This is a genomic window from Mesorhizobium sp. M0060 (assembly GCF_040323155.1).
GTDB lineage: Bacteria > Pseudomonadota > Alphaproteobacteria > Rhizobiales > Rhizobiaceae > Mesorhizobium.
Window position 1 is genome coordinate 1 of sequence record NZ_JAMYUP010000070.1, and the last position, 12,020, is coordinate 12,020.

Sequence of the window (12,020 nt, forward strand, 5' to 3'; positions counted from 1 at the left end):
CCTCTTCGTTCCGGTCCTTCGGATGCGGTCCGCCTACCACGGCGGGCCTTTCCGGTCGCGACTCGCCGCCCACCCCGCTTCCGGGGAAAGGCGCGGCGATTGGTGAGCGGAGGATGAAACGATGCATGCAAACAGCAAGCGTTGTGCCAGCGGAGCGGCTGGCGCAGGCAAGGGCAGGCGCCCCGGCGCCAGCCTTTATCAGGAGATCACCGACCGCATCATTGCCGAGCTGGAGCGCGGCACCGTGCCATGGGTCAAGCCATGGGGCAGCGCAAAGGCAGGCCTTGGCCTGCCGAGGAATGCATCCTCTGGGCGCACCTATTCCGGCATCAATGTCCTCCTCCTGTGGGGCGCGGTCATCGAGCGCAGCTATCCCAGCCAGAACTGGCTCACCTTCCGACAGGCGCTCGTCCTTGGCGGCAATGTCAGGAAGGGCGAGCGCGGCACGACCATCGTGCATGCCGACCGCTTTGTCCCCAAGGACGAGAAGGAGCGCGCACGCCACGAGGGCGATGAACCACAGGCCGTGCCTTTTTTGAAGCGCTTCACCGTCTTCAATGTCGCGCAGTGCGATAATCTTCCGGAAGACCTCTATGCCGCCGCCGAGCCGCTGCCTCAGTGCGAGATCGTGCCGCACGCCGAGACGCTCATTCGCGCCAGCGGTGCGGATTTCAGGGTCGGCGGCGATCGCGCTTTCTACATGCCGGGCAGCGACCACATTCAGGTGCCGCCGCAGCCGGCGTTCCATCACCAGATCGACTATTACCGGACCTGCTTTCACGAGCTTGGCCACTGGACCGGCCACCCGACGCGGCTTGCTCGCGACCTCTGCGGCTCGTTCGGCTTCAAGGCTTACGCGCGTGAAGAATTGGTCGCCGAAATCACTGCCGCCTTCGTCTGCAGCAACCTCGGTATCGAGCCGACCGTGCGTCATGCCGATTACATCGGCTCATGGCTGAAGGTGCTGCGCGAGGACAACCGCGCCATCTTCCGTGCCGCCAGTCTTGCCTCCAAGGCCGCCGATTTCCTGCTTGGCCTTCAGGCCGATGCCGAAGGCGAGGCGCAGGAAGGGATTGCGGCATGACGATGCGCGATCCTCAACTGACCGCGACCGAGCCGACGCCGCAAGGCGAGCAGATGCTCATTCCCGGCGTCCGGCCGATCACCACGCGCGATCGGCTCACCCTCCTGATGGACGCGCCGATGCGTCCGCGCGCGGCGCAAACCCGCTCGATGAAGCCAGCAGAAATCAACTCGACCTGTTCTGACAAGGAGTCTTTCCATGATCCTGATCACTGATCCACTGCGCGCACGACTGCTTGCCAATGGCGCCGCCGACGCCGACATCGACCATTTTCCCGTTGTGAAACTGTTTAATCCCACAGGTGCCGCGACGTGGCTTCTGAGCGAACTTGACGCCGATGGCGACACGCTGTTCGGTCTTTGCGATCTCGGCTTCGGCTTCCCCGAACTCGGCAGCGTCAGTCTGGCCGAGCTTGCATCCGTAAAAGGTCCGCTTGGCCTCGGCATCGAGCGCGACCTGCATTTCCAGGCGCGCTTTCCGCTCTCGGTCTATGCCGAAGCCGCTCGCATTTGCGGCCACATCACCGAGGCCGAGCGACCTCTGCGGCAGGCAGCAGACGCCCTTTCAAAGCCCCATTCCGAGCTTCCGCCCGACACGGCGGAATAGCAGCGCCGATAGACGCAAAAACCGTCCCGCCGCGCCGGCCTTCGGCCTCTGCGGCGGGGACAACCTTAACCAAAGCGAAGGAGAGTAACCGTGCAGCTTGCCCACATCCCCTTGGATCAGCTCAACATTTCCGCGCTCAACATGCGCCATGGAAAACGCGCGCCCGACATATCCGACATCCTGCCCTCCGTGCGTGCGCGCGGCGTGCTGGTGCCTCTCCTTGTGCGGCCCGACGGCCAGCCGGAAACCTTCGAGATCGTTGCCGGCAGGCGGCGCTATTTCGCCGCGAAATCGCTTGCCGACGAGCGCGGCGAAGGCGATCCCTTGCCCTGCGCCATCATGGAGGACGGTGACGACGCCGATGCGCTGGAAGCCTCGCTGATCGAAAACCTCGCCCGCCTCGATCCTGACGAAGTCTCGCAATGGGAGACGTTTTCGCGGCTCGTCAGGCAAGGCCGCACCGTTCCAGACATCGCTGCGACCTTCGGCATCACTGACCTCAAGGTCAAACGCATTCTGGCGCTTGGCGACCTCTTGCCCAAAATCCGCGAAGCCTATCGCCGCGAGGAGATCGACGCCGAGACGGTGCGCCATCTCACCATGGCGTCCAAGGCGCAGCAGAAGGACTGGCTGGCACTCTGTGCCGATCCCGATCAATACGCGCCGCGTGGCTATCAATTGAAGCAATGGCTGTTCGGCGGCCAGTCGATTTCCACCAAGGTGGCGCTGTTTGCCATCGAGGAGTATCCCGGCCTGATCACCTCGGACCTGTTCGGCGAGGACAGCTATTTCGCCGATGCCGACCTGTTCTGGCAAAAGCAGAACGAATCGATTGCCGCCAGACGCGACACCTATCTCAACGACGGCTGGAGCGAGGTGGTGCTGCTGGAGCCGGGCCAGTATTTCCACCCATGGGACTACGAGAAGACCCGAAAAAGAAGGGCGGCAAGGTCTTCATCGCGGTGACCTATCGCGGCGAGGTCGAGTGTCACGAGGCTGGCTGTCACACAAGGAAGCCCGCCGCGCCCGCGAGGGCGGTGAGTAAGAAGAAACAGCCGCCAAGCCGCCCCTGAACTCACCGGCCCGATGCAGAACTATGTCATCTGCATCGCCATACTGCCGTGCGCGCCGCCATGCTCGACCATCCCGCCGTGGCGCTGCGCCTCGTCGTGGCGCACGCCATCACCGGTTCCGGCCTGTGGCAGGTGCGCCGTGAGCCACAGCGCGCAGTCAACGAGACGGTGACTGCCAGCCTTGCCGGCTGCAAGGCTGAAGCTGCATTCGGCAAAAAGCGGCGCGAAGTGTTGGCCCTGCTCGGATCACCGGATGAGGATGGCGTGGTCGCCGGCGGCAATGGCGACGCCTTTGCTATCGCCGGCGTGTTCGCGCGCCTCTTGGCGCTGTGCGACGACGATGTCATGCGCGTTCTCACCCTTGTCATGGCCGAGACGCTTGCAGCCGGCAGCACCGTCATCGAGGCGCTCGGCAACCATCTGAACGTCGATATGGGCACATGGTGGCAACCGGACGATGCCTTCTTCGACCTCTTGCGCGACAAGGAAATCGCCAATTCGATGCTGGCCGAGGTCGGCGGCAAGCTGGTCGCGGACGGCAATGTCGCCGAGAAGGTCAAGACGCAAAAGAAGATCACCCGGGACTTCCTGGCGGGCGAGAATGGCCGCCTCAGGGTCGAGACCTGGCTGCCGCGCTGGATGAAATTCCCCGCCGAAAGCTACACCAGCCGCGGCGGCTTCCGCACCGCCGATCAGTGGGCACAAGTGCAGCCGCTGTTCGTGCGCGAATGAACCGATCAGCCTCAAGCGGCGGTTCTCTCGAGTGCCGCCGCTCAGATCGCGCGCGCCGCTCCGGGCCGCGCCGGCTGCCGATTGGTCGTCTTGTCGAGCCAGTGCCTTGCGCGAGAAATCCCGACGCCAACTCGCCCCCATTTCGGCAGCCCTGCACCGCGCCGGGTTGCTTGCCGAGGCGCTCCGCGCATGGGCCAATTACCGATCCGGTTGGCGACAGAGCCCCCGCAGCCAGCGCCCTGTAATGCCGCCTGCTCGTTTGTGTCATCGGATCGCGCCACCTGTCTCCATGTGTCTCAGGGACCATTCCCCTGCGGCTGGCTTGACGACCTATGGGCGGATCCGGCCCGCCCGAAACCCTCGCCAGCAGCTTTTTTCCCCGCCGCCTGCGGCGGCTTCCTCGCGCCGCTTCGCTTAAAAAAAGCTGCCCGCTCGGGTCCTCCGCTATCGCTGCGGCCGTCCCGGTTCCGGCGGTCCGGACGCGCCCATCACGGTCCGCCATCGCAGGGGAATGGTCCCCGGCGAGCACCAAAGGAGACTAAAAATGACCGCGATCGGATACGTCACCAAACAGGAAAACGGCGGCTACAAGGGCCAGCTCAAGACGCTCAGCGTGCGCGCCGACATCGACATCGTGCCCAATCAGGCAAAGAGCGCCGACACCCATCCCGACTTCCGGGTGCTGACGCAAGGGGTCGAAGTAGGGGCCGGCTGGATCCGCACCGGCGAGACCTCCGGCAAGGACTATGTGAGCCTGTCGATTGCCGCCCCGGAGTTCGGTCCGCGCAAGCTCTACGCCAATCTCGGCCGCGCCGCCGGCCAGGATGACGACGACACATACGCCATCATCTGGAACCCCGTCGACTGAACCGCCAGCCTCGAGCCCCGCGCCGCAACCGGCGCGGGGCTCTTCTCAAGAAGGGGCGGCGAAAACTCGCCCCCCACTCTTCGCCCGTCCCCAAAATGATCTCGCTCGCCGATCCTCGCCTTCGCTTGTCCGTAACGAAACGAGGACCATCATGGACGACGAAAACGAACGCGCGGCCCGCGCGAAGAAGGGCAGTCCGTTTCTCAACACCGCGCAGGCCGCTTTCTATATCGGGCTGTCCCAGCGCACGCTGGAGAAGATGCGGCTCAAAGGCGGCGGCCCGCAATTCCGCAAGCACGGCCGCTATGTCCGCTATCACATCGACGAGCTCGACGACTGGTCGAAGGGACGCGCGCAGGAGACCAGGCCCGAGGATGGCGGGCACGATTCCGGCTCGGCCGGTGCGGGAGGCCGCTCATGAGCCGGCGTCCCACTATCCGTCTGATCGGCAGCCATCTGCGGCGCATTCGGGCGCGCAAGACGATCGCCGTGGCCACAATAGGCCTCGGCCTGATCGGCTTCGCCGCTTTCGACAACCCATCGCCCTGGCTGGTCTGGAACGCCTCGGCCAGTGCGCCGGTCGGCCTCTATCGCGTCGCGTCCGGATCACCGGCTCGTGGCGATCTGGTGCTCGTCCGCCCGCCAAAACCGGTCGCCGATCTCGCCGCCGAACGCTTCTATCTGCCCAGCAATGTGCCGCTGGTCAAGCGCCTTGCCGCGCTGCCTGGCGAGCATGTCTGCGCCTTCGGCGACGCCATCATCATCGGCGGCGAGATTGTCGCGCGCCGGCTGGCAACCGACACGCAGCACCGTCCGCTGCCTTGGTGGAATGCCTGCCGCAAGCTCGCCGCCGACGAGTTTTTCCTGCTCGGCAACGATAGAAACCGCTCCTTCGACAGCCGCTATTTCGGGCCGGTGCCGGCCGAAAATATTGCCGGGAGGCTCTTGCCGCTATGGACCGAGTAACCCTCCTGATGCTGGGCATGGTCGCGATAGCGCCATGCGCCTGTTCCGCCGCGACCGACGCTCAGCCGGCCGCCATCTCCCGTGGTCCGCAGCTGGCAAGATGGCAGCCCTTGGTAGCCGAAGCAAGCCGGCGTTTCAGCATTCCACAGCCCTGGATTTATGCCGTCATGGATGCCGAAAGCCGGGGGCAGACAATGCTGGACGGACGGCCGATCGCCTCACACGCCGGCGCCATTGGCCTCATGCAGGTGATGCCCGGCACCTACGAGGAGATACGCGCAGAGCTTGGCCTGGGGGCCGATCCGCACGACCCTCGCGACAACATTCTGGCAGGCACTGCCTATCTGCGCGCCATGTATGACCGCTTCGGCTTTCCCGGCCTGTTTGCCGCCTATAACGCTGGGCCGGACCGCTACGAACAGCATTTGCAGCGTGGGCGAGCGCTGCCCAGCGAGACGGTTTCGTATTTGGAACAGCTCAAGGCTGCCGGGATTTCGGCCGCCGACATGGACGCGTTCACCGGCAAATCCCGTTCCGGAAAAGTGCTGGAAATCCCGTCCGGGCAGTCGCTGTTTTTCCTGCGAAACGGTGTTTCCGCGACCGATCCGAATGGCCAAATTGTGGTGCCGCTCGGATCGGAGCGAGCAAGGTCAGGCCGGCCGGATCGCAGGTGAGGGCAGGGGTACCGTGGGTCGGGCCGGGCAGGGAGGCAGGTCCGCGGAAGGCAAGATAAAGGCATCGCCTCCTGGAGGCGGCGAAGTCTTTGTCTGCACATCGTTTTTCACGGAGGCTGCCTTCAGCGTCAGGAGAGCTTCTGCCGACAAACCTTTGATTTTGTTAAGGGTGACTAGGAGGCTCAATGCAGGATGAAGAGTTCAAGCCGAGCCTGGGCAAAATCGGATCGCGCGGCTCGAAGGCAGGCAAGCGTTTCGCCGGCCAGATCCGCGCCGCGATCAACCGAGCCGGCGGCGGCAGCGGTCGCCGTGGCCGCTTCATCGGAAGCCGGGCGGGGCGCGGCGGGGCTGCTGCCGCCGTTCTCAGAGCGCGCGACCCCCACGCGGCGTTTCGGCAGCGGCGCGCCGTCGTCAAGGCGCGTATCGTCAAGCTGGCCGGCAAGGGTGTTGACGGGGCACGTGCACACCTTCGCTACCTCCAGCGCGACGGCGTCACCCGCGAAGGCGAGCCTGGCGAGCTCTATAGCGCCGACAGCGACCGCGTTGATGGCAAGGCCTTCATCGATCGTGCCGATGGCGACCGGCATCAGTTCCGCTTCATCGTCGCACCTGAAGACGGCATCGAGTATGACGACCTGAAGCCGCTCACGCGGCGCCTCATGGCGCAAATGGAAGAAGACCTCGGCACCAAGCTCGACTGGGTCGCTGTCGATCATTTCAACACTGGTCATCCGCATACCCATATTATCGTCCGCGGCAAGGACGACCGCCGCGAAAATCTTGTCATCGCGCGAGACTACATCTCGTCTGGAATCCGTGAACGGGCGGCCGAGCTGGTCAGCCTCGACCTTGGCCCGAGAACGGACCGCGAGATCGAGCAACGCCTGCGCCAGGAAATGGAGCGGGAACGCTTCACCAGCATCGATCGGCAGCTGCTCCGCATGCGCGACCATGATGGGCATGTCTCACCGGCCAGCCGAGACACGTTTCGCCAGACGCTGCACCAGGGCCGCCTGCGCAAGCTCGAGCGGATGGGTCTGGCTGAGGAAGTCGGCTCGGGCCGCTGGCGCCTTGATGGCGAGCTTGAAGCGACGCTGCGCCGCATCGGCGAGCGGGGCGACATTATCAAGACCATGCACCGCGAACTGACCGGCAAGGGGCTCGCCCGCAGTGCCGCCGACTATGTTGTCCATGATCGATCTGCAGAGCCGATGCAGCCTGTCGTCGGCCGCATCGTTGCGCGCGGCCTGGCCGACGAAATCAATGACCGCCATTACCTCGTCGTCGACGGCGTGGACGGCAAAAGCCACTATGTCGATATCGGCAAAGGCGAGGCCACCCAACCGACGCCAGAGGGCTGCATAGTGCGGGTCACGCCGAGGGACACCGGGCCAAGGCAAGTCGACCGCACAATTGCCGAGATCGCCACGGCCCATGACGGGCGCTACAGCATCGATATCCATCTCAAGCATGACCCGTCGGCCACCGAACGCTTTGCCGAAACGCACGTGCGGCGACTGGAGGCGATCCGCCGGGCCACCGGTCGTGTCGAGCGCGAGCCGGACGGCACCTGGATCGTCGCACCGGATCATCTCGACCGTGTGTCTGACTACGAGCGTCAGCGGGCCGGGGCCGAGCCTGTCACGGTTGACAAGCTCTCATCAATGCTGCTGGAACAACAAGTCAGCTTCGACGGCGCCACCTGGCTCGATCGAGAGCTGGTTTCCGACACACCGGAGGCCTTGCACAGCTCTGGTTTCGGCCGCGATGTCCGAGAGGCGCAAGGCCGCCGGCGGCAGTGGCTGATTACGCAAGGTCTTGCTCGGGAAGAGCAGGACCGGATCGTCTATCGCGCCAACATGCTTTCGATCCTGCGTCAACGTGAGCTGAACCGTGTTGCCGGTCAACTGTCTGACGAACTCGGACTCTCGTATTCCGAAGCGCAGCCTGGTGATCGAATAGAGGGTCGATTGCGCCGCTCGATCGACCTTGCCAGCGGCAAGTACGTCATAGTCGAGAAGGCGCGCGAGTTCACGCTGGTACCATGGAGGCCAGTGCTTGATCGGTCGGTTGGCAAGGAGGTGTCTGGTGTCATGGGTGGGGAGGGGATTTCATGGACCATCGGCCGGCAGAGAAGCGGACCAAGCATTTCGTGACATGACTAGACAACTTCTTTTGCCCGCGTTGAAACAGGTACTCAGTCCGGACGGAGTTCGCCTGCTAACTGCCCGCGGCATTGATCTCGCGAGGGATTAATGGCTGGTCGTGCAAGACTTATCGTTCGCTCTACAAAAAAGCGCCGCGATGATTCATCGTGTTCCATGATTCTGAGCCAAAACCCTCCTGCGACACCACGGCACTCTTCCCGGTGCCACGGAGCCGCGCCGACGACGGCGGTGCCGGCCTGGTTGCGCAGGGCTGCCCCGACCCAAACAGTTGCGGCGCATTGAGGACATTGCAATCACTGCCGGTGCGGCCATCGGCGCGCTCGATGAGATGGTCCGCCAGCTAGAGAGGTGGGCTGGCGCCTTGTGACAGCGCCTAGGGCTTTCGGCGGCCGCAGTACGGCGAAGCAGGCTCGCGGCGTCGAGGATGAGGCCGCACTTCGCGATGTTCTTCTGCTCACACGACCGGGAGACGAGGTCGGCCCTGCGGGCCGGATGCTGTTGGCCGGGCGTGAACTGGCAGCCCATCCCGCTGAGGATCTTCTAACGGGAGAAACCTCGCTGCGGTGGGGAAGATTTCGGTCGTCGCCCGCGACGACGAGGCGGTCAGCGACCTGGCCGGACGAGCTTCGGCAGCTTTCCGCTGCGGCATGGTGACCGGCGCGATCATGGCCGCCGAATGAGATCGCTTCGAACGCACCGTCGGATGCTGGCTCGCCGACGCGTTACTGGCGCAGCGCCTGGGTGGGGCCATGCGGTGCCGCTACTGGGCACCGAGGCAGCTTTGGGCATGAGACCCGATCAATCGCGCCGGGCCGCAACGGTCATTGCGGCATCTGAAGTCGAGGCCGGGTTCAGACCGGGGGAAAAACTGCTCGTCGCGTAGGAGCCCCGCGTTGCGCGCCGTCGATCTTTCCGCCCAACTCGGCGCCGCGCGGACCGGGGCTTGCCATTGCCCCGAAACTGAGGCCAAGGCGACGGACCCGCCGTGCGTATACCGACGCCCGCCGCGCCGCCGTCGGCGGAAACGAGCGAGCCGTGGACCTCACACAATCTGAGGTGCTGGTGACGATGTGCATCACCTACTTCCATCCGCACTCCTGCCCACGAGCTCACCCGTGCGCCCGCGGTGCTGCGAACCCGCCGACGAATATTTGGCAGAAGCCGGAGTGGGCGCTCAGCCCCGACGAGTTTTTTGGCTTTGACCGGCCGGAAGGCGCGACCCGAGCGTCGGGACAAAAAGCCGGGAAGGGGAGGGCACCAGCCCGGTTGAAGCCAAGGGCATGATGATGTGAGGACGATCTGCTGGCAAGAATTTGCGGAGATCGATGCTGTCCTGGCGCGCTCGTCGAAGAGCTGAGCGGCGCCGACGTGGCTGCTCGAAGGGAGAACACTTCACTGCGTGACCGGCCGGACCTGATTGCGATCTCCATTGGAATAAAGAAGACGACGGGCCGAATGGCAGGATTGATCGCCAAGATGCGCGATCTGCCGGCTGTCCTGCGCGCGTGCGGGAGTCGCCACCATGAGCTTTACGACAAAATTGCCGGCACAGGCCGATTTTGTTGCTCGAATGCTATCAGGAGGCGATCGCACGCCCCGCAAGATCGGCCAGTGCGGATGCTTGGCCAAGCTGCTCGGCGCGTCGTGAGATGTTGCCCGTCGGATGGGTGATGCTTTAGATCAGGCGGATCTCCACCCAGTCGCTGCGCAGGTCGAACCCAGCGATTTTGTGGCACGCGCTCGAAAGGTGCTGCACCGCGGGAATTGCTGCCTCATCCATGCACTGCAAGAGTCGCGAAAGGACGGTGACCTCCGAAGCAAAGTCCTATCCGTGGGCGGTCACGTGCCCTGATGCGCATGTATCCATCGTGCGCATGCGTTCCATAAACACAATCGATTTTACCGACCAAAGAGAATAGCGGATACGGTCCGTTTTCTTGAGGAAGGCTTATGGACCGACCGGCGCCGCTTGACCATTCGAAACCAATCGAAGTTGGCCGGCGCGAGCCCTGAGTTCCGGTTGATCTACATTCCAGGCGGCGGCACTGCCGCTATTGAGGCGATGAGGACGAAGTTCAATGGAAATATTGCGGCCTTCTAGCCCAGAACAGGCCTGTTCCGCTTGTGTCGTGCTGCGGCCCTCCATCCTCTCCGATTGGGGTGCGACAATCCAGAATGGGATCCGAAGATGCCGTGCGTGAACAGCTCTAGAACCAAAGTGGAAGCAGTAACGGCAGGATATCGGCTGGAGGTCTGATGCTTAATCACAAAACAGTCGGTTCGAAGGGGCGCGACTCGCGCCAAGAAAGGGTAAAGGACCGAGACCTAAGCTTCGATTTCGCCAAAGGCGTACTCATTATCTTGGTGATAGTTGGGCATCTATTGCAATATGTTGTCTATCGAGGCACTGACGCCTTTTGGCTGTCGCCATATTTTAAGTTAATCTACATGTTTCACATGCCTCTCTTTATGGCGATAAGTGGATATCTTTCTTCGGGAGCGATTCTGCGCAAATCGTTCCGTCAAGGCGTCAGTGATCGAGCAATGCAACTAGTATTGCCCATGCTTTTTTGGTGTGCGTTGATTTGGATATCGAAGGCCGCCGTAATGTCTTCGGCGAACAGTTTAACCAGTGGAATGTTGGATTTTTTTAGGGAGTTCATTGGCACATACTGGTTCATCTGGGCAGATTTCGCGTCCTTCGTCCTTATTAAGTTGCTCACGACTTTCAATGGCTCGTCGGTGTGGATCATAGGCGCATCTGCAATTGCGATCGCGATCGCGCCCGTCCCGTGGTCAATAACCCCGTTGGTACGATACACATACCCGTTCTTTTGTTTGGGGTTCTTGTTTGCGCAGCCGATCGGATGGCAGGCAGCTAGCATCAGGCGCCACAAGGTTATTTTTGTGGTGTTACTTTCGATGGCTGCGTTCATGTGCTTTCTTGTTTGGGGAAAGGAGACGTACGTCTACAACAATCTCGTTTTGATCTACGATGCACAGTCGGACAAACAAGTGTTGCTGATGTTCGCTGGCTCGGTAGCAACTTCTGCAGTGGCGATGCAGCTTATATTCCTATGCTGGAGAGTTGGCTATTCAACTCGCGTAGCTCGCTTTGTCGCGGTGGAGCTTGGTCAGAGCACACTGCTGCTTTACCTGCTTCAGGGTGCCGTGTTTCGCTTCATGGATCTCATACCGTTCGGAGAACTTTGGGATCTCACGAGCAGAATCGAGTTCGCCACTTTGCTTGGTGCGGCGATTGCTGTCACAGCGATGACAATTCGCAGGATTGTGCGCCACCTTGGATATGTGTCGCGGAGCTATGCTTAATTTATGATGTGACTGCCGACAGTTGGCATTGAAGTCATTGGCGAGCCATGCCGGCGTGGCATTCCCCTCACGGATCACTTGATCCGCCGCCCGAAGTAAGGCGTGCCTGTAGGCCGGGATCGGTCCCGAATGCTCGTAGGACGGCAATTCGCTCGGGAGCCCGATCAGATTTGAAGCTCCGCGACCGTCTGGCGCCGACGGCAGCCAATAGAAGCGCGTCTGACCGATCGTCGCGTCCATCTCCAGAAGCCCGCTAGCAGGTTGTGACCATTGCTATGGCAATGCAGCAGTCCTGGATGGCTGCATCAAATCCACGCGCGCGCTGAAGCATCGTGAAAAATTCATGGAATATTTCAGCTGATAAAAATGAGCCGATTCAATTTCGATCGATCAATCAGCGCCCTTCTCGGGGCTGTCGGTCCGCGTCGCGCCTGACGGCGGCGCTATGCTGGTGCTCCTACGGCCGCCCTGTTGAACCGCTTTCTCCAGCACCGAACTGAATTGGTCCCGCTGGCGGAC

11 protein-coding genes and 3 pseudogenes are annotated in these 12,020 nt (G+C 62.4%); 13 read left to right on the forward strand and 1 reads right to left on the reverse strand.

Annotated features, from left to right (window positions below):
• The first annotated feature begins 121 nt into the window (after positions 1–121).
• From NKJ94_RS32510 to nolL, 13 genes and pseudogenes are all read left to right on the forward strand, one after another.
• Entirely contained in the window at positions 122–1,084 is a 963-nt protein-coding gene (locus tag NKJ94_RS32510) for an ArdC family protein (protein ID WP_352531287.1), read from the forward strand.
• Positions 1,081–1,299, forward strand: coding sequence for a hypothetical protein (locus tag NKJ94_RS32515; RefSeq protein WP_352531289.1), 219 nt, complete (start codon positions 1,081–1,083; stop codon positions 1,297–1,299). The genes NKJ94_RS32510 and NKJ94_RS32515 overlap by 4 nt, the downstream gene beginning before the upstream one ends.
• Positions 1,283–1,690: a DUF2958 domain-containing protein gene (locus NKJ94_RS32520; RefSeq protein WP_352531291.1), complete on the forward strand. Its 408-nt coding sequence runs from the start codon at positions 1,283–1,285 to the stop codon at positions 1,688–1,690. Before NKJ94_RS32515 ends, NKJ94_RS32520 begins: the two co-directional genes overlap by 17 nt.
• A gap of 90 nt (positions 1,691–1,780) precedes the next feature.
• Positions 1,781–2,656, forward strand: a complete 876-nt coding sequence (locus NKJ94_RS32525) for a ParB/RepB/Spo0J family partition protein (protein WP_352531293.1) — start codon at positions 1,781–1,783, stop codon at positions 2,654–2,656.
• A gap of 167 nt (positions 2,657–2,823) precedes the next feature.
• A complete protein-coding gene (locus NKJ94_RS32530; protein WP_352531295.1) occupies positions 2,824–3,495 on the forward strand; it encodes a hypothetical protein in 672 nt (223 codons plus the stop codon).
• Between the two features lie 544 nt (positions 3,496–4,039).
• Positions 4,040–4,363, forward strand: a complete 324-nt coding sequence (locus NKJ94_RS32535) for a DUF736 domain-containing protein (protein WP_023672372.1) — start codon at positions 4,040–4,042, stop codon at positions 4,361–4,363.
• 151 nt (positions 4,364–4,514) lie between these two features.
• Positions 4,515–4,784 (forward strand): helix-turn-helix transcriptional regulator, encoded by a 270-nt coding sequence (locus NKJ94_RS32540; protein WP_352468501.1) that lies wholly within the window; start codon positions 4,515–4,517, stop codon positions 4,782–4,784.
• Positions 4,781–5,329 carry a signal peptidase I gene (gene lepB, locus NKJ94_RS32545; RefSeq protein WP_352531297.1) on the forward strand — a complete coding sequence of 183 codons (549 nt, stop codon included), beginning with the start codon at positions 4,781–4,783 and terminating at the stop codon, positions 5,327–5,329. The genes NKJ94_RS32540 and lepB overlap by 4 nt, the downstream gene beginning before the upstream one ends.
• Positions 5,330–5,346: 17 nt before the next feature.
• Positions 5,347–6,003, forward strand: coding sequence for a lytic transglycosylase domain-containing protein (locus tag NKJ94_RS32550; RefSeq protein WP_502904237.1), 657 nt, complete (start codon positions 5,347–5,349; stop codon positions 6,001–6,003).
• Positions 6,004–6,188: 185 nt separating this feature from the next.
• The gene (gene rlxS, locus NKJ94_RS32555) at positions 6,189–8,159 is read left to right on the forward strand and encodes a relaxase/mobilization nuclease RlxS (RefSeq protein WP_352531301.1); all 1,971 of its coding nucleotides are present in this window, start codon (positions 6,189–6,191) and stop codon (positions 8,157–8,159) included.
• A 375-nt stretch (positions 8,160–8,534) separates the two neighbouring features.
• Positions 8,535–8,642 (forward strand): annotated as a pseudogene (locus tag NKJ94_RS32560) (hypothetical protein); the annotation flags it as partial.
• Positions 8,643–9,149: 507 nt separating this feature from the next.
• A pseudogene (locus tag NKJ94_RS32565) lies at positions 9,150–9,263 on the forward strand (SMC-Scp complex subunit ScpB); the annotation flags it as partial.
• Positions 9,264–10,427: 1,164 nt separating this feature from the next.
• Complete coding sequence (nolL, locus tag NKJ94_RS32570) at positions 10,428–11,501, forward strand: nodulation factor fucose acetyltransferase NolL (protein WP_352531303.1); 1,074 nt, start codon at positions 10,428–10,430, stop codon at positions 11,499–11,501.
• Between the two features lie 9 nt (positions 11,502–11,510).
• On the opposite strand, the pseudogene NKJ94_RS32575 reads toward nolL, so the two are convergent.
• Positions 11,511–11,753, reverse strand: a pseudogene (locus NKJ94_RS32575) (hypothetical protein); the annotation flags it as partial.
• Between the last annotated feature and the right edge of the window lie 267 nt (positions 11,754–12,020).

What these genes read in the sequence shown, in the direction of transcription:
- NKJ94_RS32510 (WP_352531287.1), top strand. Translation starts at nt 122, where the DNA reads ATGCATGCAAACAGCAAGCGTTGTGCCAGCGGAGCGGCTGGCGCAGGC.
- NKJ94_RS32515 (WP_352531289.1), top strand. Translation starts at nt 1,081, where the DNA reads ATGACGATGCGCGATCCTCAACTGACCGCGACCGAGCCGACGCCGCAA.
- NKJ94_RS32520 (WP_352531291.1), top strand. Translation starts at nt 1,283, where the DNA reads ATGATCCTGATCACTGATCCACTGCGCGCACGACTGCTTGCCAATGGC.
- NKJ94_RS32530 (WP_352531295.1), top strand. Translation starts at nt 2,824, where the DNA reads ATGCTCGACCATCCCGCCGTGGCGCTGCGCCTCGTCGTGGCGCACGCC.
- NKJ94_RS32535 (WP_023672372.1), top strand. Translation starts at nt 4,040, where the DNA reads ATGACCGCGATCGGATACGTCACCAAACAGGAAAACGGCGGCTACAAG.
- NKJ94_RS32540 (WP_352468501.1), top strand. Translation starts at nt 4,515, where the DNA reads ATGGACGACGAAAACGAACGCGCGGCCCGCGCGAAGAAGGGCAGTCCG.
- lepB (WP_352531297.1), top strand. Translation starts at nt 4,781, where the DNA reads ATGAGCCGGCGTCCCACTATCCGTCTGATCGGCAGCCATCTGCGGCGC.
- NKJ94_RS32550 (WP_502904237.1), top strand. Translation starts at nt 5,347, where the DNA reads ATGGTCGCGATAGCGCCATGCGCCTGTTCCGCCGCGACCGACGCTCAG.
- rlxS (WP_352531301.1), top strand. Translation starts at nt 6,189, where the DNA reads ATGCAGGATGAAGAGTTCAAGCCGAGCCTGGGCAAAATCGGATCGCGC.
- nolL (WP_352531303.1), top strand. Translation starts at nt 10,428, where the DNA reads ATGCTTAATCACAAAACAGTCGGTTCGAAGGGGCGCGACTCGCGCCAA.